This window comes from Kitasatospora sp. NPDC058444 (assembly GCF_042721415.1).
Taxonomy (GTDB): Bacteria; Actinomycetota; Actinomycetes; order Streptomycetales; family Streptomycetaceae; genus Kitasatospora.
This window is the reverse complement of record NZ_JBHXLL010000017.1, coordinates 108447-131169: the sequence shown is the minus strand read 5'-3', so window position 1 is coordinate 131169 and position 22723 is coordinate 108447. Positions and strand designations below refer to the sequence as shown.

The 22723-nt window shown below is 70.5% G+C and carries 24 protein-coding genes; 12 read left to right on the top strand and 12 right to left on the bottom strand.

The window, feature by feature from the left end; all coding sequences use genetic code 11:
- Positions 1-57 precede the first annotated feature (57 nt).
- Both ACFWP2_RS19770 and ACFWP2_RS19765 read left to right on the top strand, forming a co-directional pair.
- Complete coding sequence (locus tag ACFWP2_RS19770) at positions 58-651, top strand: histone deacetylase (RefSeq protein WP_380452992.1); 594 nt, start codon at positions 58-60, stop codon at positions 649-651.
- Between the two features lie 44 nt (positions 652-695).
- Positions 696-1043: a hypothetical protein gene (locus ACFWP2_RS19765; protein ID WP_380452990.1), complete on the top strand. Its 348-nt coding sequence runs from the start codon at positions 696-698 to the stop codon at positions 1041-1043.
- A 34-nt stretch (positions 1044-1077) separates the two neighbouring features.
- On the opposite strand, the gene ACFWP2_RS19760 is transcribed toward ACFWP2_RS19765, so the two are convergent.
- From ACFWP2_RS19760 to ACFWP2_RS19745, 4 genes are all read right to left on the bottom strand, one after another.
- Positions 1078-1365, bottom strand: coding sequence for a DNA-binding protein (locus ACFWP2_RS19760; protein ID WP_380452988.1), 288 nt, complete (start codon positions 1363-1365; stop codon positions 1078-1080).
- Positions 1362-2081 carry a hypothetical protein gene (locus ACFWP2_RS19755; RefSeq protein WP_380452986.1) on the bottom strand — a complete coding sequence of 240 codons (720 nt, stop codon included), beginning with the start codon at positions 2079-2081 and terminating at the stop codon, positions 1362-1364. Before ACFWP2_RS19755 ends, ACFWP2_RS19760 begins: the two co-directional genes overlap by 4 nt.
- A 120-nt stretch (positions 2082-2201) precedes the next feature.
- Positions 2202-4229, bottom strand: coding sequence for a hypothetical protein (locus ACFWP2_RS19750; RefSeq protein WP_380452984.1), 2028 nt, complete (start codon positions 4227-4229; stop codon positions 2202-2204).
- A 90-nt stretch (positions 4230-4319) separates the two neighbouring features.
- Complete coding sequence (locus ACFWP2_RS19745; protein WP_380452982.1) at positions 4320-5015, bottom strand: Crp/Fnr family transcriptional regulator; 696 nt, start codon at positions 5013-5015, stop codon at positions 4320-4322.
- A 165-nt stretch (positions 5016-5180) separates the two neighbouring features.
- Here ACFWP2_RS19745 and ACFWP2_RS19740 point away from each other — a divergent pair, with 165 nt between their 5' ends.
- Together ACFWP2_RS19740 and ACFWP2_RS19735 are read left to right on the top strand one after the other, a co-directional pair.
- Positions 5181-6122, top strand: a complete 942-nt coding sequence (locus tag ACFWP2_RS19740; protein WP_380452980.1) for a hypothetical protein — start codon at positions 5181-5183, stop codon at positions 6120-6122.
- Positions 6119-12457, top strand: a complete 6339-nt coding sequence (locus ACFWP2_RS19735) for a hypothetical protein (protein WP_380452978.1) — start codon at positions 6119-6121, stop codon at positions 12455-12457. The genes ACFWP2_RS19740 and ACFWP2_RS19735 overlap by 4 nt, the downstream gene beginning before the upstream one ends.
- Positions 12458-12601: 144 nt before the next feature.
- Here the strand turns inward: ACFWP2_RS19735 and ACFWP2_RS19730 are convergent, their stop codons facing one another.
- From ACFWP2_RS19730 to ACFWP2_RS19720, 3 genes are all read right to left on the bottom strand, one after another.
- The gene (locus ACFWP2_RS19730; protein WP_380452976.1) at positions 12602-12988 is read right to left on the bottom strand and encodes a DoxX family protein; all 387 of its coding nucleotides are present in this window, start codon (positions 12986-12988) and stop codon (positions 12602-12604) included.
- Between the two features lie 31 nt (positions 12989-13019).
- On the bottom strand, positions 13020-13496 hold the full coding sequence (locus tag ACFWP2_RS19725; protein ID WP_380452974.1) for a carboxymuconolactone decarboxylase family protein: 477 nt from the start codon (positions 13494-13496) through the stop codon (positions 13020-13022).
- A 216-nt stretch (positions 13497-13712) separates the two neighbouring features.
- Entirely contained in the window at positions 13713-14102 is a 390-nt protein-coding gene (locus ACFWP2_RS19720) for a hypothetical protein (RefSeq protein ID WP_380452972.1), read from the bottom strand.
- A 200-nt stretch (positions 14103-14302) separates the two neighbouring features.
- Between ACFWP2_RS19720 and ACFWP2_RS19715 the strand changes: the two genes are divergently transcribed.
- A complete protein-coding gene (locus ACFWP2_RS19715) occupies positions 14303-14980 on the top strand; it encodes a hypothetical protein (RefSeq protein WP_380452970.1) in 678 nt (225 codons plus the stop codon).
- Positions 14981-14987: 7 nt separating this feature from the next.
- Here ACFWP2_RS19715 and ACFWP2_RS19710 read toward each other — a convergent pair whose 3' ends face one another.
- Positions 14988-15602, bottom strand: a complete 615-nt coding sequence (locus ACFWP2_RS19710; protein ID WP_380452968.1) for a DUF2306 domain-containing protein — start codon at positions 15600-15602, stop codon at positions 14988-14990.
- Between the two features lie 227 nt (positions 15603-15829).
- Between ACFWP2_RS19710 and ACFWP2_RS19705 the strand changes: the two genes are divergently transcribed.
- Entirely contained in the window at positions 15830-16216 is a 387-nt protein-coding gene (locus tag ACFWP2_RS19705) for a fucose-binding lectin II (protein WP_380452966.1), read from the top strand.
- An 83-nt stretch (positions 16217-16299) separates the two neighbouring features.
- Here the strand turns inward: ACFWP2_RS19705 and ACFWP2_RS19700 are convergent, their stop codons facing one another.
- Positions 16300-16653, bottom strand: coding sequence for a VOC family protein (locus ACFWP2_RS19700; protein ID WP_380452964.1), 354 nt, complete (start codon positions 16651-16653; stop codon positions 16300-16302).
- A gap of 213 nt (positions 16654-16866) precedes the next feature.
- On the opposite strand from ACFWP2_RS19700, the gene ACFWP2_RS19695 reads away from it, so the two are divergent.
- Both ACFWP2_RS19695 and ACFWP2_RS19690 read left to right on the top strand, forming a co-directional pair.
- A complete protein-coding gene (locus ACFWP2_RS19695; protein ID WP_380452962.1) occupies positions 16867-17148 on the top strand; it encodes a hypothetical protein in 282 nt (93 codons plus the stop codon).
- 207 nt (positions 17149-17355) lie between these two features.
- Positions 17356-17805: a hypothetical protein gene (locus ACFWP2_RS19690; protein WP_380452960.1), complete on the top strand. Its 450-nt coding sequence runs from the start codon at positions 17356-17358 to the stop codon at positions 17803-17805.
- A gap of 66 nt (positions 17806-17871) precedes the next feature.
- Here the strand turns inward: ACFWP2_RS19690 and ACFWP2_RS19685 are convergent, their stop codons facing one another.
- From ACFWP2_RS19685 to ACFWP2_RS19675, 3 genes are read right to left on the bottom strand one after another with little or no spacing between them, the layout of a single operon-like run.
- A complete protein-coding gene (locus ACFWP2_RS19685; RefSeq protein ID WP_380452958.1) occupies positions 17872-18339 on the bottom strand; it encodes an NUDIX domain-containing protein in 468 nt (155 codons plus the stop codon).
- Positions 18340-18354: 15 nt separating this feature from the next.
- The gene (locus ACFWP2_RS19680) at positions 18355-18600 is read right to left on the bottom strand and encodes a hypothetical protein (RefSeq protein WP_380452956.1); all 246 of its coding nucleotides are present in this window, start codon (positions 18598-18600) and stop codon (positions 18355-18357) included.
- A gap of 5 nt (positions 18601-18605) precedes the next feature.
- Positions 18606-18806 carry a hypothetical protein gene (locus tag ACFWP2_RS19675; RefSeq protein WP_380452954.1) on the bottom strand — a complete coding sequence of 67 codons (201 nt, stop codon included), beginning with the start codon at positions 18804-18806 and terminating at the stop codon, positions 18606-18608.
- Positions 18807-18921: 115 nt separating this feature from the next.
- Between ACFWP2_RS19675 and ACFWP2_RS19670 the strand changes: the two genes are divergently transcribed.
- From ACFWP2_RS19670 to ACFWP2_RS19655, 4 genes are all read left to right on the top strand, one after another.
- Entirely contained in the window at positions 18922-19761 is an 840-nt protein-coding gene (locus tag ACFWP2_RS19670; protein WP_380452952.1) for a Scr1 family TA system antitoxin-like transcriptional regulator, read from the top strand.
- Positions 19746-19955: a DUF397 domain-containing protein gene (locus ACFWP2_RS19665; RefSeq protein WP_380452950.1), complete on the top strand. Its 210-nt coding sequence runs from the start codon at positions 19746-19748 to the stop codon at positions 19953-19955. The genes ACFWP2_RS19670 and ACFWP2_RS19665 overlap by 16 nt, the downstream gene beginning before the upstream one ends.
- A gap of 190 nt (positions 19956-20145) precedes the next feature.
- Complete coding sequence (locus ACFWP2_RS19660; protein WP_380452948.1) at positions 20146-20394, top strand: hypothetical protein; 249 nt, start codon at positions 20146-20148, stop codon at positions 20392-20394.
- Between the two features lie 1113 nt (positions 20395-21507).
- Entirely contained in the window at positions 21508-22635 is a 1128-nt protein-coding gene (locus tag ACFWP2_RS19655) for an ABC transporter substrate-binding protein (RefSeq protein WP_380452947.1), read from the top strand.
- The last annotated feature ends 88 nt before the right edge of the window (positions 22636-22723 follow it).

Sequence of the window (22723 nt, the reverse complement as noted above, 5' to 3'; positions counted from 1 at the left end):
GACGGCGGGCCCCGGAACGGCGGCGCCGGCCGGAACGGGAGCGCGCTCGTCTGGTACGTGGCGTACGGCTCCAACCTGCACGCCGCCCGGCTCGCCTGCTACCTGGGCGGCGGGCGCCCGGAGGGCGGAGCGCAGACCCAACCCGGCTGCCGCGATCCGCGCCCCCCGCGCCGAACGGTGGCCACCGCACTGCCGGGCACGCTCTACTTCGCCGGGCACTCGCTCACCTGGGGCGGCGGATCGGCCTTCTACGACCCCGACCTCCTCGGCGAAGTCCCGTGCCGCGCCTACCTGGTGACGGTCGGTCAGTTCAGCGACATCGCCGCCCAGGAGATGCGCCGCTCCCCCGGCACCGACCTCGACCTCGCCCCGGTGCTCGCCACCGGACGCGCCGAACTGGGCCCGGGCCGCTACGAAACCCTGCTGCACGTCGGCGAGTCGGACGGCCACCCGATGCTGACCTTCACCGCCCCCGGGGGCGTGGCCGGCGCCGAGCTCAACGCCCCCACCCCGCCCTACCTGCGCACCCTGGCCGCCGGGCTGGCCGAGTCCCACGGCTGGGGCCCCTGGCGCGCGGCCGGCTACCTCGCCACCCGCCCGGGCGCGGTGGGGCACTGGACGCCCCGGGCGGTGGCGGCGGTGCTGGGCTGAGCCGGGATGGCAGGCGCCTGTGCGGCGCCGACCTCGCCCCACTGGTGGAGCGGTACGGCGTCGACCTCGTCTCCGACGGCACCCTCCTGGACGCCCTGCGCACGGCCCTCGACACCGGGCGCGCCCCCGAGGACCTGATGCCCTTCACGGCCGAACCCGAGGAGGACTGGACGGAGGAACTCGCCGCCATCGAGCACCCCGAACTGCGCGCCCACCTCGGCCACTTCTGCACCGAAGGCGACCTCGGCCTGATGCCCGCCTCCGAGGACAGCACCGTCCACGGCCTGCGCCACGAGGGCTGCGAGACCGTCGCGGGCTGGGAGGACGGGCACGGCCAGATCGAGATCACCGTCATCCGCCTGAGCGACCACGTCGCCGGCCCGCCCCGCTGACCCCGCCCCCGGCCTGGCGGGCCCGCCCGGCGAACTACCGGGCGGGCCAATCGGATGTGCCCTCGCCATCGGTGTGGGCCGACAGGTCATCGGCGTAGATCGGGTACTCCTCGATACCCAGGGTGCGCATCAGTGGTGCGGTCGGCACTCGGTAGCGATACCCGGGGCGCAAGAGGTCACAGGGAAAGGCCCCGCGGGCGGCCAGCCGGTAGGCCGTGCTCATGCTCATGCCGAAGGCTGCGGCGGCGGTGCGAAGGTCGATGGTGACCGGAAGGGCGAAGACCTCGGGGAAGGTCAGCTGGGTGGCGTTCTGCTTGGTCATCGCGCTCCGCCTCGGGGTCGAAGCGCAAGCGTTCCGATGCGGGGTCCCCGTTGTGTCCTGGCCGCCGCGACGACCAGATGGCGCAGGCCGAAGTCGTCGGCCATCGCCTGGAGGAGGTCGCCCTCCAGACGACTCCTGGGCACGGTGACGCGCGGCGGCGCGTACGGGGCACCCTTGTGGGGCAGCGTAGGGACGTGGAGTTCCACTCCTCTGTGAGGTCGCCGCTGAAGCGCTGCGGTGAGTTCCGCGTCCGCCACCACGACCTCGGGCCGGCGGCGGGCCGCGCACCAGGCGCGGTTCCTGGCCGCCTTGACCAGGCTACGGCCGAGGTCAGACTGGTCCGGGTCGATCGCCCGCAGTTCGGCCAGCACGGCCGCCAGTATCTCGGCCTCCACCTCGGTACGCTCCGATCCGAGTCGCCTGGAGACCTGGTGGGCGGTTCGGCGAAGTGCGGGGATGGCCAGCCAGACCGTACGGAGCCGCCAGTCCGCCGCTGGAACGTCGGCCTGGGCTCGGGTGACGGCCGTCCGCCAGATCGATTTCTGCAGGAGTTCGTCGCCAGGGAGCGCATAGAGCGCGTTCCTGGCGGCTTCGAGCCCCAGCCGCAGGGGTTGGTGCTGCCCGGGGACCGGGATCTCCAGATCGTACGCGGGACCGGTCTCGGCGATGTGCGTCTCAATGCAGTCGAACGCACTGGACCACCGCAGTAGTGCCATCGTTCTCTCTCCTCGTCGGTTCTGCTCTGCCCCAAGCCTCGACCTGACCAGGACTCCGGTGTGCCGGCTGACGGCGTATGACGGGTGACGGCCGTCACGTTCCGGTATTCACTCTGACGATCAGCTGACAGAAGACTGGCCGTTCCGGGCAAGAACGGCGAAAAGCCGCCGTGTCCCGCGGCCTCGGTACCGGGCCAGCTCGCGGAACAGGATTTCCGCGGCCTCGTTCTGAGGAGCGGCCGAAGTGGGGTGACACCATCGGGCGAGGTGCCGGCAGGTCAGGTCAAAGACCCCGTCGTGTTCCAGGCTGCGGCGGATCAGCTCGATGACCGGCTGCATCCATTCACCCTCGGCGAGAATCTCGCGGTGGAACCATGACGCCTCTGCCAGGAGATGCGGGAAGAGGCGCAGGACCAGTTCGGCGTCCCCCTCGCTCCGCCGCAGCCGACTTGTCAGGTGCCGCACCACCGTTGACTGGTTTCCCGCGGCGAACAGGCCGACCAGGGAGGGGCGCACGGCGCGTTGGACCACCAGGCTCGTTTCACCGCCCGGTCCTTGGGCCACCCGGAGGAGCAACTCCACGGCAAGATCAGGTCGAACGAGCCCGAAGGATGTGCCGCAGACGTGGGCCAGAGTGACGCGGAGTCGCGGGTCACGACTCCAACTCCATTGTTCCAGAGAAGACTTGACCTTCTCCGTCAAAGCCGGATCAGTGGCCGCGGCGCTCAGGGCATGCGCCGCGATCGCTCGGTCGGCGTCGCGCTCCGACGCGGCGAGTACGCCGATCCGCCGGAGCGCCCGAGGGCCGAGGCTCCATCCTGCGGCCAGACCCAGGGTGCGGCCGGCTGCCGCGGTCAGTTCAGCGGTGTCGGCGACGTGTTCCAGCCATGTGGTCAACGCGGTGGCGAGGCCGCTGTACTCGCGCCAGATGTGCCGCAGAACCGCATTCCCTTGCCGCCGCCGGGTGAACCGCACCGGTTCCGGTGTCTGGGGACGAGGTGGCCCGGTGCGGGGCACCTGTGGCACCCGCTCCGCGCGAACGATGTGCAGCAGGTCTTCCAACGGCCGGCCGAGGGCCAGTCGAGGATCGGCGCGGAGTCGCCGCCTTCCGTCACCGCCGTCCTCGGGCCCGGTCCGCAGAGCTCCGTCGACTATGCCGAGGAGCCGCTCTGCCTGTTCTTGGACGACCCGATGGTCGAGGCCCTCGAAGACGCAGGCGGCCAGCAGGAGCGCCAGGGCATGCGGGTTCCCGCGCGATTCGGCGATGATTCGGGGAGCTTCGCCGTCAGCGAGGACGTCCAGTCGCTCCTGCAGACCGCCATGCGTCAGGGGCTCTCCCTCCGAGGTGGCCACCGCCGTTGCCAACTCGGCCGCTTCGGCGGGCAGTAAATCCGGCACAAGCAGTGAGTCCAGCAGACCGGGCTCCAAGCCGGCGAGCAGCCGACAGCGCTTGTCCGGGTCCGGCACCGCGGCCGAGAGGCGGGCCGCGAACACAGCTTTGGGGGCAGGGGGGCAGTGCCTAAACAGACTGACCCGCAGGTGGTTTGCCAGGCGTCGGATCAGTTCGGGGCTGTCGGACGCGAGGATCACCAGGTACGCGTCGGCGCCGTCCAGCGTTTGTTGAAGACGGTGCATGGTCCCGGGCCTCAAGGCACGCGGGGCCCTCCAGTCGTCCAGCAGGTAGCCGCCGGCCGCTACGCTTTCGGGCCGCCACGAGGACAGGTCCGTATCGCCGTCGACGGCCCACACCGTGCTGCTCGGTCGGCTGCGGCGGAGAAGTAGGTTGAGGGCCGCTGTGCGCCGTCCTGTCCCCGGTTGACCGGTGAGGAAGAGCAGCCGCGTTCCAGGTGACGCCTCGGCGTCGGCGAACCAGTCCGGTTCCGCGAAGCCTGATTGGGCCTCGGCGAGTTCCGCTGGTGGGATCGGGCTGCTGCGCGTGTGTACGCAATGGGCCTCACGGTGAGCCGCGTGTTCGTTGAGGATGTGTTGGTCGCCGTGCACCGAACCGGTGTTGATGTTTCCGTACGGCGCGTAGACGACTGGGCTGGTCCGATCTCCGGCCCTCAGGAGGTCTGTCAGGAACTCGACCGGGGTACCACTGCCGAGCTCCTCAGTGGATGTCTCGTCCGGCTGTCCGTTGCTACTCACCGTTGCTCCAGGTGTTCATCGGCTGCGGCTGCCCGGCCCGTGGAGTGCGCGAGCCGCGGGCCGGGCGAGCTGCCACACCAGGTACGGCGATCACGTCGGAAGCCGCTGCACGGCGAGACGCAGAGCCAGCAGATCCGCGATCGCAATCCGCGTCCGGCCACAGCTGATGCCGGCGTGCTCCATCCCTTTCAGGCGATCCGTCACCGTATCGCGGGATACGCCGAGATAGTCGGCCAACTCGGTCCGCTTCAGTGGAAGCTCGATAGGGCCTCGGGGGCGGCAGCCGGACTCGACGAGGATGTCGGCCACCTGTACCAGAACAGTGGTCAGCCGTTGATCGAGTCCCGCGTCGTCCGGTGCCGACTCACGGAGTCGATCCCGGGCTGACCGGATCAGCGCGGGGGTGAGGTCGTTGCCCTGGATGAACCGGGTGAAAGCGGTCTTGTCCATCACCGCTACGTGACAGGTCGACAACGCGACGACGCTTGCCATTCGGTCACCGCCGCCAAGGACGGCCAGCTCGCCGAGGAGTTCGTTGGGGCCACGGAACGCGAGCAGGCGGACGGACCCGTTCCGCGTCCTGTACTCCACCTTCGCGAGGCCGCTCAGCAGGGCGAGGACATGAGTACCGTCATCGCCCTGCCGAAGCAGGATGTCCCCCCGGGAGTGCCGACGTTCGAACGATTGCCGCCGGAAGCTCGCTCGAATCCCTTCACTCAGGACCGGCTGAGTGGTTGGACCCAAGGAGGCCGGACTGTGCCGGGACGGGCCCGGGCGGTTGGTCATGGCAAGGACGCTAGCGAACCCTGGACGGCAGTTGGCAAGTCGCCAGGATTCGGTATTTCTGATCAATCTGACTGCTATACAAGAAAGTTGACATCTTCAACTTCACTGATGAGGCCGCTCCGGCCCGTTGCAGTGAAGGGAAGAAAGATGAGGAAGGGTGCATGGATGAGCGAGCCTTCTGAAGTAGCGACCGTGCTGACGGCCTTGCCGGTGATGTACCAGGCACTGCTGGGCCAGCTGGACGAGGTGGAACGATGGCCAGGCGGGGCACGGGAGAACGTGGCGTGCGGTCGGCTGCCCGGGAGTTCGCGGCGGGTCGCGACCGTCCTCGTCAGCGGGCACGACCGGGCCGCTGACGTGATCGCTGAACATGTCGGTGAAACCGAGGCCGCGGTCTTGTTCTTCGTCGGTGTCGCGAACTGCCTGGAGGACGACATCGCGCTCGGCGACGTCGTGGTCGCCACCGAGGTCCATCACGAACTGGTGGGCCCGCACTCCGAGGGACTCGGAGGCCCTCCGCTGCCGTGGCAGCCGTCGGTGTCCCTGGTTCAGGATGCCTCGGCGGCTCTCACCGACGGGCGATGGCGCGGCCGGATCGCTCCGGGGGCGTTCTTGACCGGGCGGCCGGCCGTCCACTTCAAGCCGATCGTCTCCGGTGGCCTCCCGTTCGACGTGACGGCCGGAGGGGTGGCCGAACGGCTGGACACCGGCCCCCGGGACGCAGTGGCGGTCGACAGCGGGAGCGCGGGCGCCGCCGTGGTGGCGCACCTGGGCCGTGCTCGCCACGCGTTGGTGGTGTGCGGGATCGGCGGTCGTGCGCAGGATCTCGGCCCGGCCATCGACGTCGACGGGTCGCTTTCGCGAGCGGCTTTCTCCGCCGCAGCCGCGGTGTCGGCCGTCATCGCCGGCTTCCCCCCGGGGCGGTTGGCCGGTCCGGGGGGTGAATCGTCCGCCACGGCACGGAAGCGGCTTGCCGACAGGCCCGGCGGCGAACGCCATTACGGTGGTGACCATTATGAGTTCAGCGGAGTCTTCACGGGCTCGACGGTCACAGGCAAGCAGGTGGGTCACCGAGCTGAGCGTCCGCGTACTGGTGGTGATCGTTGAAGAGTCTGTTCCAGCTCCAGGCCGAGCGGCTGTGCCGGGTGCGGGCGGGCAGCGATCCGGTTGAGGACTTGTTCCCGCTCGGGTACGACGGCTTCCTGGACGAGGACGCGGGATATCGGCCCGCGGATGGACAGGTGCTCCCGGGGGCCTTGCTGAGGCCGGAGGAAGTGGCCGGAGCCGGGGTCATGGTGTTGCTGGGCGAGCCCGGCGGCGGGAAGACGACGGTACTGCGGAGTCTGGTCGAAGGCCTGACACCGCTGGACCCGGCGGATCCGGAGACGTCGGATAGCTACATCTGGGTCGATGGCTCCGAGCTGACGGACTACTCCTACCAGCAACTGGTCGGACGGTTTCTGGACGGCCTGCCCCGCAAGAGGCGCAGGAGTGGGGACAGCGCAGCCTCAGAGCCGCCCGCGTCGAAGGCAGCAGCTTCCCCTTATCTGACCATAGTGCTTGACCAGCTTGACGAGAGCCCCCGGCTGCTGCCCCTGCACGGCTCCCTGGCTCGGTCGTTGAACGGCAGGGACACCACCGGGCTTCGGATGCTGCTGGCGTGCCGAACCGCCGACTGGCCCCCACGGCTGACCGACGTGCTCACCGAACACTTCAGCGTCTGCCGGTTCGCCGACCTCGCACCGCTGTCCCGCGCCGAGGCCGTGCACTTGGTCGACAGCACCGGCATGAACGGCGAGGAACTCGTGACCGCAGCCGTGGCGGTAGGTGCGGGCGCTCTGGCCAGCGCGCCGCTGACCCTGGAACTGCTCGTTCGTTCCTGCCGGGAGAACGACGGCCTGAGCAGTGATCCCCACGAGCTCTTCGCGAGTGGCACCCGACTGCTGGCCACGGAGCACGATCCCGGACGCAGCAACCCTGGCCCGCCGCAGACAGTGCCCAAGCAACGCCTTGAGATCGCCGGCCGGATCGCCGCCCGGATGCTGCTGTCGGGACGACGGACGGTCTGGCACGAACCCATGCACCGCAATCGGCTGCACCGGCTCGACCTGGAGATCGACGACGTCGCCGGGGGTGAGGAGGAGACTGCGCCGGGAGACCGCTTCCAGGTCACCCCGGCGGCGGTGCAGGAGGTGCTCGACACCGCGCTGTTCACCGCGACCAACCGTGAACGCAGCGTGTTCCGGCATTCGTCGCTGTCGGCCTATCTCGCGGCCTCGTACCTGGTTCGTCGACGGCTGACACGCCGGCAGCTGAAAACACTCTTCCTGGTGGATATCCCAGGGACGAACGCGGCCCGAGTCCCTCCGCCCCTGCGCGAGACGGCGGCCTGGCTGGTCGCCCTCGATCCGGATCACGTCGGGTGGCTGGCCGATGCGGATCCCGAGAGCGTGACCGTCCACAGCTCGCTGGTGCGGTCCGACCCGATGCGCGAACTGATCGTCGCCCGGCTCCTGGAGAACGCCGCCGAGGTGGAGTTGAGCCCCAACAGTTGGCAGCTCGCTCGCTGGGATCTGTCGCACCCGCGGTCGGGGGAACAACTCAGTGCGGCCCTGGTGGGCGATCCAACGGCGCTGGACGACGACTGGCCGATGCGGGCGCGGGTGCGGGTGGCACTTCAGCTCGCTCGGAGCTGCGCCACGCCCACCCTCGTGGCCCCGCTTCTCGCCCTGTGCCGCGACGATCGCTGGCCGGTGACGGAACGCAGAATGGCGATGAGCGCTGCCGTCGTCTGTGATCCCGAGATCTCCGCAAGGGAACTGCGCCCCCTGCTCGGTCCCCTGGAGGATGAGGGGTATGCCGCGCTCGTTGATCCGGACGATGAGCTCCGCGGCGTCCTGCTGACCGGGCTCTGGCCCCGCCATCTCGACATCGAGACGATGTCGAGGGCGCTGCGAGCGCCGCGGAACACCCGTCTGTTCGGCAGCTATCAAGCGTTTCTCGGGACTCTGGTGGCCGGATCCGACGACGAGCAGGCTGTCGCTCTTCTGTGTCGACTGGTCGCCCGTGACTCCGGGTTCCTCGCATCCGAGGATCCGACAGTGGAGCGGTTCGTCGACGCGGTGATCGATCGCGTGCTGTCCTCCGAACATTCCATGGAACACCTTCCGCGGGTGGCGGAGATTGTCGCCGGCCGGCTCCGCCGGCATGGACGGGTGTCTCTCCCCGGCGTGATGGACGAAACCGGGCTCGGGGCCCAGGGGGCCGCAGCGGCCCTGGCCCGGCGGCTGGCGTTCGTGGATGCACTGGTCAGGGCGAGCGTTCGCGGCGGCGAATCGTCCCTGGTGGTGTTGTGGGACCTGGTTCGCCCGCGGTGGTCGTCCCCGGCTCTCGACTCCGTTCGGTGCCTGGCCACGGTGCGGGACTTCGCTTGGATCCTGGAGCAGGGGGAGCGAGCGGTCCGGGCCGGCGAGCCGGAGGTCGCGGAAGCCTACGGGACCCTTTCGCACTACGCCTTCCGTCACGACGACCAGGAGGCCTTCGAGCTCCTCTACGAACGGCGGGAGGATCCGACATGGGCACGGCTGAAATGGATCTTCGAGGGAGTCCCGCTGGATGGTGAGCTGGCAGCTGCGATGCGGATGAACTCCGAGGCCGGTCGGCATTCACCTGAGGAGGCCGAGGCGTCCGCTGAGTTGTCCGCTGTTCAGCACGCGGCGCTCGCCGGCGCCCGATCCGGTGATACCGACAGCTTCTGGCAGTTCCTGTGGAACCTCCAGGCATCTCCGGACGGCGGTGTGGTCAGGAGCCAGGATCACTGTGACATCAGGGACTGGCCCGGGGCCGCGCTGTTCTCCACCGAGCAGCTCGTCGAACTTCCGGACTGGGCGCTGCTCTATCTCCATACCGAGCACGACCACCGTGATTCCTGGCTCGGGACGGAAAGGCAGGACCTCAGGGCGTGGGCCGGCTATCAGTCTCTTGTCCTCCTGTACCGGGCCAGCCGAATCGGTGACGTGCCCGACCGGCTCTGGTCCCGCTGGACAGCAGCAGTCGCCTGTAGTGCGCCGACGAGACGTGGGGAGACACCTCGCGAGGTGCAGGCGGAGCTCCTGCGACTCGCGGCCGAGCGTGCCCCGGACGATTTCGCGGAAACTCTCGAACGTTGCGTTCGAGCCGACCTTGAGCATGGCCGGCATCCCTGCAACCTGCGGCTCCTGGAGCCTCAGTGGTCCGCGCCGTTGGCAATCGCGATGGAGGGCCTTGCCCGGTCGGTGGTCGAGAGGATCGGGCGGTCAACCGGCGACGATGCAGCGGCCTTGGACACCTGGTCGGTGCTGCTCGATGCTCTGCTGTCCGCCGGAAGCGAGTCGGCACATGTCCTCGTGACCGAGGTGCTGCAGGGAGCGGCGGACTTCCATGAGTCTGCCGGAGGAAAGCTGGTGGTGAAGGCGGCCAAGTCGCTGCTGGCCGCGGACTCCCCCGGGACCTGGCCGTACCTCCGGGCACTGACCAGCAGATCGGAGGCGTTCAGCCGCGGTTTGGCAGTGGCCTGTACCGCGCAGGCAGCACGGCAGCAGATCGAGGCACCGCTGGCCGAGGCCGAGCTGGCCGAACTGTACCGCTGGCTGCATTCCGTGTCGGCCACCGTCGAAACCGCCTACCCTCCGGAGCGCGATGTCGCCCGCGCCGAGGACCGGATCGTGGAATGGCGCGAGGCCATCCCGCAGACACTGGCCCGCAGATGCACCCCGGAAGCGCTCCGCGTCCTCAGGACCCTGGTGGCTGAGTTCCCTTGGCGATTGGGCCTGAAGTCCGCGCTCGTCGCCGCGCAAGACGGCTACGCCACAGCCGGATGGTCGGGAGTACCCCTCCATGAACTGGTCGGCATCCTGTCGTCCCCCGAACCGAGGGGAACGATCGTTCTGGGGGACCACTACGAGTTCAATGGTCATTACAGAGACACAAATGTCATCGGACAGCTGAGCAACAGGCCCGAACTCCCCACTCCCGAGCATGGGTTGGCTCATCTTGTCGGCCTCGATCGCAGGGCCGCGGCCACGGCGCGCGACATTCGGCGGACGCTCTCCGGCGACGGTACGTCGAGCTGGTCGGTCAGGCGGGAGGCACTCCGCACCGGCCTGACCTCCAGCCGGGGACGGCTGGTGACCCGCTGGATCGCTGTGGGGCTGTCCCCCGAACAGGCGGAGGAACTGGCCGACGACAGTGTGACCGGTGTGTACCGGGAGTTCGAGCAGTTCCATATCGGACGCAGAGTCGCCGTTCTGACGGGCGACTTCGGCTCGGGGAAAACCGTCGCCCTGGAACGCGAGTACCAGGCGTCGGTGCTGCGGGCCATCGACGACCCCGGCGCGCCGCTACCAGTCCACCTCTCCGTGAAGTCGGCTGGCTCCGACGTACTGCGGGCGCTCAACGACCAGGTTGCCGGGTTCTCCGGTGACCATGACCAAGTAACGGTCTTCCTCGACGGCCTGGACGAGTTCGGCGCCGGGCGCTCGGCGGAGATCCTCGACGACCTTCGAATCTGGGTCTACAGCGCGCCCGGCCGGAAGGTCCTGGCCACCAGCCGCCCGGACACCACCCTCCGCAGCACTGACTGTCTCACCCTACCCGCGCTCTCGGACACCGAACTCCGCGACCTCCTCAACAGGGTGGGGGCGCCGGAGAATCTGGCGTGGCACTCCAGCCCCGAGATCCGCGACGCACTGCATCGGCCACTCTTCGCACTGATCGCCGCCGACTGCCGGAAGGCCGGCTCCGAGGTGCCCGACTCGCGAGGGTCCTTCCTCGCCGCCCTGGTCGAACGAGCTCTTGCCAGGGCCCCGGGGCTCGGTGACGACACATACGCCCTGCTCGGTCGGCTCGGCCGACTCACCCTGGACTCCGGCGGCGCCGTCCCGGCCAGCGAGGCCGGCACCAGGGAGGAACAGCTCCGACTCGTCCGGACCCGGCTGGTCGTCCACGGTCACCGCACGCTCACGTTCGCCCTCCCGGTGCTGGGACAGTATTTCGGCGGCCAGTACGTCCTGGACAACGGACTGCCGGAGCTCGCGGAGTTCTCGCCGCAGCGCCGGGACCGGTGGCGGGACGCCCTGACCTTCGTCGTCTCAAGCGGCCCCTGGGACCGCGTGACAGCTCTGCTCAGCGACCTGACGGCGGTCGACCCCGGCTTGGCCGCATGGATCACCCACAAGGCCGTCCCCAGCCATCAGCGCGGATCGACGGTCGCCCATCCTGAGGCCCTCGAATGCGCCCGGCGCCTGTCCGGCACCCTGGACGCCTGGCTCCGCGGACTCGGTCGCGCAAGTACTCTGCTCAGCTGTTCGGACGGAACCGGCCGAGGGATCCCCATCGGGGTCGGATCAGGCTCCGAGAGCTCCAGCAGCATCAATGTCGTCTTCGCTGACCCCGCAGCCCTTGGCGACCGTGAACGCTTCTTCAAGGTCACTGCCCCACCGGATGTGAAGCGAGGGGAGGCGGAGGGCCTGAGAATCACCTCGATTCGTTCAGCTACCGTCGCATCCGACATCCCCGCCTGGCCGTGGCAACTCTCCTTGTCGTGGGTGAAGAGCAGCATGGCACAGGCACTGGAGCACAGGTCCTTTCCACTGCCCGACAACCCAACCGCGTGCCTGGAACAGGCATGGCGTCTCGCCTGGCTGCTGACCAACCAGCGCGGAACAGTGACACACCGCCCCATTCCCCTTCCTGACGTCGTCTCCGTGATCGACGAGATCTTCCACCAGATGCCGGACGCCGTGCTGCTGCGGTTCCGGCGCGGCGAGGTCGTGCTGCGGTCTCAACTGGGGAAACTCCGCGACCAGTGCGTTGAACAGAGCCTCTCGATCACGCATGACGGGATGATCCACCGTCCCTATCCGGTGCCGGATGTCCCGCTGGACCGGATGTCGGGCGACATCTCGAATGCGTACAGCAAGGAGGTGCTGATCGACCTGGTCAGGCAGGTCTACTCCGGCGCTCTGTCCATCTACGAGGACATCGTCGCGGAGTACCTGTCTCCGGTCCGACGGACCTTGTTCCTCGGCGGTGCACTGCCGGTGCGGTTCGACTGCGAGATCAGCTGGCCGTCTGCCGAGACTGATCGGGGCATGGATTTCGGGCCCGTGTTCTCGCGTGCCGTTATGCCGTTGCCGCGTGGTTCCTCGTCGCAAGTCGATGTCACACAGGTGGAATATGTCCATGCCGAACCTGACCACTGGCCGTGGTCCCGGCCCGCCGACGGCCAGGCCGACCTCCGCCACCTCCGCCCCGAATCGGCCGCCTGGTCCAGCCGAAGCATCGTCGGTGAGGCCCTCTGGGTGTTCGGGGACAGTCCGGCTACGACTCTCGCCTACAACTGGCTCTCGCGGGACCTCGGGACCGTCGGCCTTTCCGACTCGATCAGCCCATCCTTCGATTAGGGCCTGCGAGCTGGAGGCCGGTCGTCGGCGCGTCCTCCCGGCCCCGCTCGACGAGGAGCCGCTCGGCGGTTCGGCGCCGCGCCTTCGCGGTGGCGGCCGTACCGCCGGGCGGACCCGGGATCCTCACCAGCTCTTCCCGGCAGGTCAGTTGAGGAAGGGCTCCGGCCCGAAGCGCCCCCAGGCGACGAAGACGGCCAGCAGGATGTAGGCCGCGTCCACCGCCACCAGCCGGTACTCCCGGCGGCGCAGCCGTACCGCCGCCGCCCCGGCCATCAGCAGCACCAGCCCGACGGCCGCCAGCGGCACGAACACCGGCGCGATGCCGAGCGCCGCGGGCAGCAGCAGCCCCACCGCCGCCAGCACCTCGACGGCGCCGATGGCCTTCACCCCGCCCGCGCTGAAGTCCTCCACCCAGCGGCCGGCGGCCCCGGTGGCGGCGATCCTCTCCTTCGGCGCGACCACCTTGAACACGCCGCCCAGCAGGTAGACGGCGGCCAGCAGCCCGGCGACGGTCCACAGTGCGATGTTCACGGCCTCTCCTTGTCCTTCTCGAACGCGCCGCTCAGTGCTCGTACATGCCGACCTCGTAGCCGCCGCCGGGCTGGCGGGTCATCACGTTGGCCCGGTTGAAGGCGTTGATGATCGCTATCACGCAGACCAGCGCCGCGAGCTGCTCCTCGTCGTAGTGCTTGGCGGCGTTCGCCCACACCTCGTCGCTCACCCCGCCGGCCGCGTCGGCGATCCGGGTGGCCTCCTCGGCGAGTTCCAGCGCGGCGCGCTCGGCGTCGGTGAACACGGTGGCCTCGCGCCAGGTGGCGACCAGGTTGAGGCGCGCCGGGTCCTCGCCGGCGTGGACGGCCTCCTTGAAGTGCATGTCGATGCAGGCGGCGCAGCCGTTGATCTGGCTGACGCGCATCCGCACCAGCTCCTGGACGGCGTACGGCAGGCTCGACTCGGCGATCGGCTTGTTGGCCGCGATGAAGTGCTTGAAGACCTTGCCCAGGACGGGGCTGGTGAAGGGGTTCAGGCGGGCTTCCATGGTGTGCTCCTCGGTCGGTGTCCCGTTGCTGCCCTTGAAGACCGGCCGGCCCGCCGCTTTGTGACATCCCCTGGCCGTCCGCGCGCCGTGACCTGCGTCATGCCCGCCCGCGCGCGGGCCCGGGGCGGGCGGTCGGGCGTGAGCCCGCCGTCTTCCCCCCGGCGGACACGGAGCGGCCCGGGCCCGAGGACCGGGCCCGGGCCGCTCGCCCGGAGGTCAGGGGGTGGTGCAGACGGCGGTCGCCAGGATGGACTCCGTCGCGGTGCCGGTGTTGGTGCCGCGCACGACCCAGGAGCTGCCGCTCGGGTAGGAGTCGGTGAAGAAGATCTTGAAGGCGCTGGTCTGGCCGCCACCGCCGGTGGGCACCTGGCCGGAGGGACAGGTCACGGTGGCGAACCCGTTCCCGCCCGGGGCCACGTCGACGAAGTCGCCGAAGACCTGGTTGTGCGCGGCCAGCATCGACGGGTCGGCGGCGGCCTGGTCGTGGGGCACGACGACGCTCGGCTTGCCGGCGGGCTTGGCGTCGGCGAAGGCGACGGCGGCGCTCGCGGCCAGGACGGTGACGGCGGTGAGGGCGGTCAGGACGAGGGGTTTCGTGCGGGCCATGGCGGCCTCCTGAGGCGTGGGGGTCGGGCGCGTGGGTCGACGGCGGGCTGCTCCCGCGTCGACCCCGATCCGTACCCGAACCACCCGGCCCGCCGCCGGGCGGGAACCCCCGGATACCCGGGCGGAGGAACCCTGGTGCCCGCCCGGGCTAACGAGGCTAGGCTCCCCCGTTCGATCAACGAACAGCCAACGGGGAAAACATGAGCGACCATCACCTCGGCCGGTTCCGCGGGTTCAGCGCCGCGGCGCGCGTCATCGGGCGGCGCAACGCCCTGCGCTACCTCGCGCTCGGCGCCGGGTCCGCGCTGGTCGCCGCCTGCGGGAGCGGCGGCGGCAGCGGCAGGGCCGCGGCGGCCGGCGACACCGGCGCCCCCTCCCCCGCCGCACCTCCCTCCTCCGCCCCGGCGACCACCGCCACTGCCTCCGCCTCCGCGAAGCCCACCGTCGCCGAGCGTGCCTTCGACGCCTTCGTGCGCGGCAGCTGGACGGTGCGCAGCACCACCTCCCGGGGCAAGAGCACCCAGGGCACGGTCACCGTCCGGACCGACGGCGGCGGCAACGGCGGCTGGACCATCGCCTGGGAGGGCGCGAGCGGCAAGGACGCCACCTGGCGCGGCAGCTTCCTGCTGCGCGGCGGCCACCTCTCGCTGACCCTGATGGAGGGCCCGAACAAGCTGGTCAACGAGCGCCCGCCCGAGGCTCTCCAGGTCCCGGGCACCGTGGGCGAGAGCGTGCGGCTCGCCCTCCCCTGGACGCCGCCCGGCGCCGGCGCCGGCAGCAGCGGCGAGACGCTGGACGTCAGCTACTCGGGCGACGTCCTGCGCATCGTCCACACCGCGGGCCACAGCCCCACCACCCACGTCTGCACCCGCGCCTGAGCCCCGCTCACGCCGCCGCCCCGGCGCCGGGGCGGCGGCTGCGGGTGAACCAGCAGGCCAGCAGCAGGTTGGGTACCCAGCACAGCCAGGCGATGGCGGTGTAGGAGGTGCGGAAGTCCAGGTGCGCGGCGGCCACGGCGATCAGCATGAGCCGCAGGGTGACGGCAGCGAAGGTGAGCGCGAAGCTGCGGATCATCCAGCGGCGGTGGTCGGTCACCCGTCCGTCGAGGATCGCCCGCAGCCCGGCGCCGCCGGTCACCAGCCAGGCCACGGCCAGGCAGGCGAAGCCGAACCCGGACACCGCGCCGCCGTACGCGACGGGCGCCATCAGCAGCGCCCCCACGCCGCCGACCAGGCAGCCGAGCAGGTAGGTGACGCCGATGCGCCGGTGCAGTCGCGGGCGGCGCTCCCGCAGTCGCGCGGCGAACTGCCACGGCCCCACGAGCAGGGCGGTGAGCGCGCCGAAGATGTGGACGTAGAGCGGCAGTTGGTGGCTCAGGTAGGTGGCGCGCTGCTGCGTGAAGAACCCCGCCGGATCGAAGTCGAGGTACTTGGCGGAGACGGCGACGATGAGCGTGGAGAGCGCGGTCATGACGGCCCAGCCGGCCCGGGTTATGCGCATGGACCGAGTCTCGGGCCCGGGGGCCGGGCCCGGCATCGGGGTTTTCCCCGAGATAGCACCCTCAGAGAACCCTCATCCCCCTTACCGGGCGGCGCAGTTGAAACGGGATACCGATATCGTTCACCCGAAGGAGTTGTTGCGGGGCCGGAGTTCCTGGGAATCGATCCCGGCGCGGCTAGCGTGATCGGCGATCACCACGAGAACTCCCTCCCGAACGAAGGAATCCCATGTCCGACGCCTATGTCTTCGTCAAGGACAACACCGCCGAGATCAGCCTGCCCGCCGGCGCCCAGGTCACCGTCAAGGCCAAGACCAACTCGTCCACCACCCAGCAGGTGCGGATCACCGGCCAGGACAGCGGCGTGGACCTGCTGTTCAGCGGGACGGGCGAGCGCAACACCGTCATCGGCCAGCAGACCATCACCGGGCAGGCCGGCCTCAAGGCCGTCTTCGAGTTCGACGGGGCGGACGGCGCCTTCAAGCCGAGCAAGCTCAACTCCGGTGGCCCGTACGAGATCGGCGCCTACAACCTCATGGTGATCGTCGCCGAGAACGGCGACGACGCCGACTACAACGACACCATCCTCGAGTTCAGCTGGTACACGTCGAAGTAGCCCTGTGGGGGCGGCGGGAGCGCCTCGGCCCGGTGCGGGATTCCGCGCCGGGCCGAGGCGTGTCGTCAGGGAGGCGGCGGCGGTCAGGCGGGCTGCCAGAGCTCGATCCGGTTGCCCTCGGGGTCGGTGACCCAGCCGAACCGGCCGACGCCCGCCATCTCCTGGGTCTCCTCGGCCACGTCCGCTCCCCGGGCGCGCAGCTGGGCGAGCATCGCCTCCAGGTCGCGGACGCGGAAGTTGAGCATGGTCCGCTGGGTGCGGGAGCCGAAGTAGTCGGTCCCGGAGTCGAAGGCGGCGAAGACCGTCGGCCCGGCCTCCTGCTGCCAGAGGCCGTGCTCGTCGGTGTCCAGCCCCAGGCAGTCGCGGTACCACGCGCTCAGCGCCGCGGGGTCGGCGGCCCGCAGGAAGTACCCGCCGATTCCAAGCACTCGTTCCATGGCGTCATCCTGCCAGGACGGCGGCCGCCGGGCCCACCGTGACGCTCCCCTCGTCTTCGGGCTCGTCTTGGGGTGATCTCGGTCGGGCGTCGGCGCGGCGCCGGGAGGGGCGCGGCAGGTGGTCCGGTATGCATGTCCCGGGTCGGCGCCTGCGGGCGGATCATGCTCCTTCGGCCGGCCAACCCCCCTGTCATCCGAGAGGATTTGATCACTATGAAGCTGGTCCGACGAATCGCCGCCACCGGCTGCGCCCTCCCCCTCGCCCTCGGCGGCCTCATCGCCGCCGCCCCGACCGCGAGCGCCAGCGCGCAGGGGTGCTCCCGCCACGTGCTGGAGAAGGCCCCGAGCTCGGACAAGGAACTCGTGGAGGACGCCTGTCAGGCCGGCCAGGCCGGCGGCGACGACGCGTTCCGGACCTGCTACCACCTCCTGCGGGTCGACTACGTCCCCGCCGTCGTCGCCGCGGACTCCTGCCGCCTCGCCCCGAGGAACTGACGGAAGCGGCCCCGGCCCGGCGCGGGGAGTCCGGGCCGGGCCGCCGACCGTCCCGACCCCGTCCGCGCTTTGGCCGGGATACGCCCATGATCTTCAGCCTCAGGAGTGAAGATCATATTTGGTTTCGGCCACATCGCACCGGACCGCGTACCCCGGACGCCGTCGGCCCGGAAGGCTGATCGCATCCGACCAGCGAGGAATGGGATCATGACGAGCGACAGCAGCGCACAGCCGGAGCCCCGGTTCACCCTTCTCCAGGCCACGTTCGAGATCGAGGGCCGCGACTCCGTGGTCCTGGACCTGTCCACCGAGCAGGCCCGGAAGTCGGCGGCCGACACCCCCCTCGTCCTCAAGGAGGGCGCCCAGTACCGGGTGAAGCTGGCGTTCCGCGTCGCGAACGACATCGTGTCGGGCGTCCAGTACACGGCGCAGACCTACCGGAAGGGGCTCAGGGTTCAGAAGGACCGCCACATGCTGGGCTCCTTCGGCCCGCAGACCCAACCGCACGAGGTCTCCGTCCCGCGACACGACTGGGAGGAAGTGCCGTCCGGTGTCATCGCCCGGGGGGCGTACACCGCCAAGGGCGGCTTCGTCGACGACGACGGAAACGAACTCGGCAGCTGGGATTGGGCGTTCGAGGTCAAGTCCGACTGGTAGGCGACGGCTCGACAGCAGCGGGGCCGCCCGGCAGCGACATGCCGGGCGGCCCCGCTGCTGCTGTTGTCAGGCGGCCCGCTGGCCGTGGAGGAGGGCGGGCAGGGAGCGGCCGGTGAGGGCCTCGGCGGCGCGGGCGGCCTGGGAGGGGGCCATGAAGTCCGGGAGGCTGCGGGCGGGGACGAAGCGGGCGCCGAGCAGACCGCTCTGGCGCTGCGCGGGGACGGTGATCCGGGTCGTGTCGGGGACGGTGCCGCCGTCGAACACCAGGGTGAGGCGTTCCAGGTGCCGGTCGGCGGGGGTGAAGTCGACGGCGAGGACGTCGGTGAGACGCACGATCAGGCCGGTCTCGGCGTGCAGGTGGCGGGCGGCGGCCAGGTGCGGGGGCTCGTTCGGCTTGGCGGCGCCGCCAGGAAGGATCATGCCGTCCATGTAGTCGGGGTCGACGAGCAGGACGTCGCCGCGCTGGTTGCGGATGAGGACGAGGCAGCCGAGCCGGCACACGGGGGGCTTGGCGAGCAGGCGGGGGTCGTGCACGGGGGAGGTTCGCTTTCAGTCGTCGAAGGTGAGGCGCTCGTAGCGCAGGCCCTTGCGCAGCAGGTCGACCACGCGCAGGAGGTCGAGGGGGCGGGCGGTGAGGCGCAGCAGGTAGCTGCACGTCAGGCGGCCGTCGGCCCAGTCGACTTCGAGGGTGGGGAGCGTGACTCCGCCGAGTGCGAGGACGGTGGTGAGGTCGTCCAGGACGTCGGCGGCCTGCCGGCGCTGCTCGGCGGTGGCGCGGGAGAGGGTGGAGGACATCGCGCTCACTTCTCCCCGGGCCGCTTGTGGACCTCGAAGGCGCGCCAGGCGCTGTAGGCGTCGCCGAAGAAGACGAAGGCGGCGAGTTCGCCGCCGGGTCGGCACAGCCACTCGCCGGTCATCTCGTTGCGGACCCGGTAGCGGTCGGCGGCGGTGTCCCAGCGGACGCCGTAGCCGTGGAGGCGGGGGGCTTGGTCAAGGGGCATGGGGAACCCTCTGCGATCGGAGTTTCACGTTCTGTGCTCATGGTGGCCCATGGCGCCCTAGGATCAGTAGCGGCCTGCTACCTGCAACAGGGCCGCACGGAAGTTGAGAGCTGCCATGAACAAGAAGAAGATTGACCCGGAGTCGAGCCCCTGGGCGCCGTTCGGAATCCAGCTCCGCGCATTCCGAGAGGCCAAGGACCTCCTCCAGGAGGAGCTGGCCCCGCTCATCGGGTGCTCCCCCTCGCACCTCTCCTACATCGAACTTGCGCACCGGCCCCCGAGCCGCAAGCTCGCCGAGCTCTCCGACATCGCGCTCGACACGGGCGGCACCATGCTGCTGATGTGGTACCAGTTGAGGAACGCCGCGATCCTGGAGGGCTTTCCGGAGTACGCGCGCTACGAGTCCCTCGCGGAGCAGATGAGGATCTTCGAGATCGATCTCGTCGCTGGGATTCTGCAGACCCGGGCATATGCAACCGCAGTCCAGATGGGCTACGTCAGGCAAGGCCTTTCAACCCAGAAGCTGGCCGAGGAGCGAGTCGAATTCAGGCTTGCCCGGCAGCAACTCCTGGAACGGACCCCTCCCCCACTCGTACATGTGGTGTTGGACGAGACGTGCCTCAGGAGGGTCATCGGCGGACGCGATGTCATGGTCGAACAACTGCTTCACCTTGAGCAGTTGTCGACTCGGCCCAACGTGGTCATCCAGGTGGCGCCATTCTCCCTGGGCGAGAACCGACCATTCACACACATGACGTATCTCCTTACCATGCCGAACCGCAAAGTTCTCGCTTACGGCGAGATTGAATCGCGCGGCTACATCGACCGCGATACCAAGTCAGTCGCCACACTCGTCAAGAGCTACGATCGGCTTGCGGTCGAGGCCCTCGGCCAGGCCGAATCGTTGGCTTTCATCCGTGCGGCAAGGAGAGACCTGGAGTGGATGTCGATCTGACCGAGGCGTCCTGGCGGAAGAGTTCGTACAGCGGCGGCACTGGCGGCGCGTGCATCGAGGTCGCCGACGACATCCCCGGCGTCACCCCCGTACGCGACTCCAAGGACCCATCCGGTCCGGCCCTCCTCTTCCCCGCCCCCGCCTGGCAGGCCTTCGTCACCGCCGTCCGCACCGGCGAGTTCGACGCCCGCTGACCACACCCACCGGCCCCGCCACCCCACTCCAGGGACGGCGGGGCCGAGGCGTACCCGGCTGCGCAGCGATCAACTGTTTTCTGCCAAATTGGTCTCTACCATTGCCCTGAATCCCGGATTCCGGAAGGCTCACCGCCGAACGCCGGGCAGCAGACTCGGCGTTCTCCCCCTGAGCGAGGAAGACACCGACATGGCACTTCGCAAAGCGGTTTCCACCATGGCCCTGGCCGGGATGCTCACGGTCGCGGGCGGCCTGATGGCCGCCCCCGCCGCCCAGGCGTCCACCACCCGGACCACCGGCTACACGTACGTCGGCATGTACCCGAGCGGCGCCGCGTGCGACGCCGCCGGCCGGGCCTACGTGGCCCGCGGAGAGGCGGTCAGCTACTTCTGCGACGTCGCCCCGACCACGGCCCGCCTCTCCGTCTGGTTCTACTAGGCAAGTCCGGGAAGCCGGCCATGCCGGCTTCCCGCTCCGGCCCTACGATCCGGCCTTGCCTCGCGAAGTGTGGCTCGCCCCCGGCAAGTTCGAGGACCTCGACCACACCTCCTGCGTCCTGTCCGACGACCTCCGCGCCGCCGCCCGCCTCACCTCGGTGCTCGCGGCCAACGACGAGGCGGCGGAGTGGAAAGTCGACGGGGCCGACTTCCCACTCCGCCCGGCTCCGCACAACCGCGGCGCGAAGCCGGCCCCGGCACGGGCGCGGTGCGAGGCCCTCAGCCGGTGCGCTCATGGGCCGGGCCACACGGGTCGGGCCACCGCACCCCGGCACACACCGGCAAGTCCCGGACGGATTCCTACGGTTGGCGCCCCTGGCCCGCTTCCACCACCGGCTCCGCGGGCGCGGCCGTGAGCTCGTGCGCCCCGTGGGCGGCGGACACCGGCGTCTCCCGATCGGTCGCATGCGGCGGCGCCCCGACGCCGAGCACGGCGCCCGCCACAGCCGCGCTCACCACGGCCATCCTCGCCAACCCACCAGTCACGTCCGGCATGTGGGCACCTCCCCCGTTCGCCACCCGCCCCGTCGGCGGGCGCTGACACCACCAGGCAACCACCGCCGGAGGCGGGCGACAACCCTCCTGGGCCGCTGTGCCCGAACCCCTGCTCCGGGCAACCTCGAGCACTGCGCCGGCGTCATGGGCGAGGGCCACGCGTTCAGGATCACGGGGGCATGGACCGGCGAGCAGCCGCCCGGTCTCCGTAGGTGCTCGAGCGCCTCGGCCGGGATTGCGGCGTAGGGATCGTGCGGCGTGGTGAACACGGTCTCCGGGCAGCGCAGTGGCCTGATGAGACCGCGAGCACGGCGTCCGCATGCGTGGGAAGTCGGCCGGGTCGACTTCCCACTCCGCCCGGCTCCGGGCGACCGCGGCGCCGAGGGAGGGGTGGGCCCGGGCCCGGGGCCCGGCTCGGGGGAATTCGCTTGCCCCGTAGCAGGACCGCTGGATGCAATGGCCGCATGATCACGCAGGTGCGCTCGCCGTCGCGAGGTGGGAGGGACTCGGCGGGCCGGGCTCACGTGCGTCCGAACCGTCACGCGGGAGACGCCAGCGCATGAGTACCTCACCATCGTCAGCCGTCGCAGCAGCGGAGACCGACGGGCCGTCGTCGGCTCCGATACGCATCGGCGCCCTCGTCCCGCTGAGCCGGCCGGGCTGGGTCGAGGCGGGCCGGCACGTGCTCGCCGGGCTCGAACTGGCCGTTCGCGAGGTCGACGAGGCCGGCGGGATCGCCGGGCGGCCGCTGGAGCTGCTGGTGCGGGACACCGCGGCCGATCCGCAGCGGGCCGAGCGGGCCGTGGACGAGCTGGCCGGCCTGGGGGTGGTGGCCCTGGCCGGGGAGTACCACAGCGTCGTCGCCCGCGCGGTCGCCGCCAGGGCCGACGCCCTGGGCTTGCCGTACCTGTGCACGTCGGCGGTGCTCGACGCGCTCACCGAGCAGCCGACGCCGTGGGTGGCGCGCCTGTGCCCGGCGCAGTCGCACAGCTGGCGCGTCTACGCGGACTTCCTCCTCGGCGCGGGCCACCGCCGGATCGCCGTGGCCACCCAGCCGAGCGTGTACTGGGCGGCGGGGATCCGCATCCTGCGGGAGTGCCTCGCCGCGCACGGCGGCACCGTCACGGAACTCGACACGGGCGCGCTCTCCCCCGCCGCCGTGTGCGAGGGACTCGTGTGGCGGCGCGCGACGGCCCTCCTCCTGCTGGCGGGCAGCCCGGAGCCGTCGGTGCCGATCGTCAGGGCCGTGCGCGGCGACGGGCGGCTCGCCGGGGTCCTGATCGGTGCTCCGGCGGGGCAGCCGGAGTTCGCGCAGTGGGCGGCGCTGCTGGGCGGGGACGGCGCGGGCGTGCCGTTCCTTCGCTACCTGCCCGAACGGCTCGGCCCGCCGGGTGCGCGGGTCGGGGCGGCGCTGCGCGAGCGGTTGGGCGAGGCGCCCTCCTTCGTCGCCTTCGAGGGCTACGACACCGTCACCGTCCTCGCGGAGGTGCTGCGTTCCCACGGCACGGACCGGGCGGGCATCGCCGCGGCCTGGCCGCACGTGGCCGTGGAGGGCAGCCGCGGGCGGATCCGGTTCTCCCGTGCGCCGGGCGGCGCGGTCTGGCAGTGGGCCTGGCCGCCGGTCCAGGTCGTGGACCGCGATCCGGCGGCCCCCGGCCGCTTCCGGGTCCTGCACGGCGGGCGGTAGCGCCCCGGCCGGCAGCACCCCGGCCGGCCGGCAGCGCCCGGGTGAGCGGGAAGTCGGCCCGTCCGACGTCCCGCTCAGGCCCGGCCGG

Excerpts from the sequence above, each read along its gene's own strand:
- ACFWP2_RS19760 (WP_380452988.1), bottom strand. The coding sequence starts at position 1,365 with ATGACCAAGCAGAACGCCACCCAGCTGACCTTCCCCGAGGTCTTCGCC.
- ACFWP2_RS19755 (WP_380452986.1), bottom strand. The coding sequence starts at position 2,081 with ATGGCACTACTGCGGTGGTCCAGTGCGTTCGACTGCATTGAGACGCAC.
- ACFWP2_RS19745 (WP_380452982.1), bottom strand. The coding sequence starts at position 5,015 with ATGACCAACCGCCCGGGCCCGTCCCGGCACAGTCCGGCCTCCTTGGGT.
- ACFWP2_RS19740 (WP_380452980.1), top strand. The coding sequence starts at position 5,181 with ATGAGCGAGCCTTCTGAAGTAGCGACCGTGCTGACGGCCTTGCCGGTG.
- ACFWP2_RS19725 (WP_380452974.1), bottom strand. The coding sequence starts at position 13,496 with ATGGAAGCCCGCCTGAACCCCTTCACCAGCCCCGTCCTGGGCAAGGTC.
- ACFWP2_RS19720 (WP_380452972.1), bottom strand. The coding sequence starts at position 14,102 with ATGGCCCGCACGAAACCCCTCGTCCTGACCGCCCTCACCGCCGTCACC.
- ACFWP2_RS19715 (WP_380452970.1), top strand. The coding sequence starts at position 14,303 with ATGAGCGACCATCACCTCGGCCGGTTCCGCGGGTTCAGCGCCGCGGCG.
- ACFWP2_RS19710 (WP_380452968.1), bottom strand. The coding sequence starts at position 15,602 with ATGCGCATAACCCGGGCCGGCTGGGCCGTCATGACCGCGCTCTCCACG.
- ACFWP2_RS19705 (WP_380452966.1), top strand. The coding sequence starts at position 15,830 with ATGTCCGACGCCTATGTCTTCGTCAAGGACAACACCGCCGAGATCAGC.
- ACFWP2_RS19700 (WP_380452964.1), bottom strand. The coding sequence starts at position 16,653 with ATGGAACGAGTGCTTGGAATCGGCGGGTACTTCCTGCGGGCCGCCGAC.
- ACFWP2_RS19695 (WP_380452962.1), top strand. The coding sequence starts at position 16,867 with ATGAAGCTGGTCCGACGAATCGCCGCCACCGGCTGCGCCCTCCCCCTC.
- ACFWP2_RS19690 (WP_380452960.1), top strand. The coding sequence starts at position 17,356 with ATGACGAGCGACAGCAGCGCACAGCCGGAGCCCCGGTTCACCCTTCTC.
- ACFWP2_RS19680 (WP_380452956.1), bottom strand. The coding sequence starts at position 18,600 with ATGTCCTCCACCCTCTCCCGCGCCACCGCCGAGCAGCGCCGGCAGGCC.
- ACFWP2_RS19675 (WP_380452954.1), bottom strand. The coding sequence starts at position 18,806 with ATGCCCCTTGACCAAGCCCCCCGCCTCCACGGCTACGGCGTCCGCTGG.
- ACFWP2_RS19670 (WP_380452952.1), top strand. The coding sequence starts at position 18,922 with ATGAACAAGAAGAAGATTGACCCGGAGTCGAGCCCCTGGGCGCCGTTC.
- ACFWP2_RS19660 (WP_380452948.1), top strand. The coding sequence starts at position 20,146 with ATGGCACTTCGCAAAGCGGTTTCCACCATGGCCCTGGCCGGGATGCTC.
- ACFWP2_RS19655 (WP_380452947.1), top strand. The coding sequence starts at position 21,508 with ATGAGTACCTCACCATCGTCAGCCGTCGCAGCAGCGGAGACCGACGGG.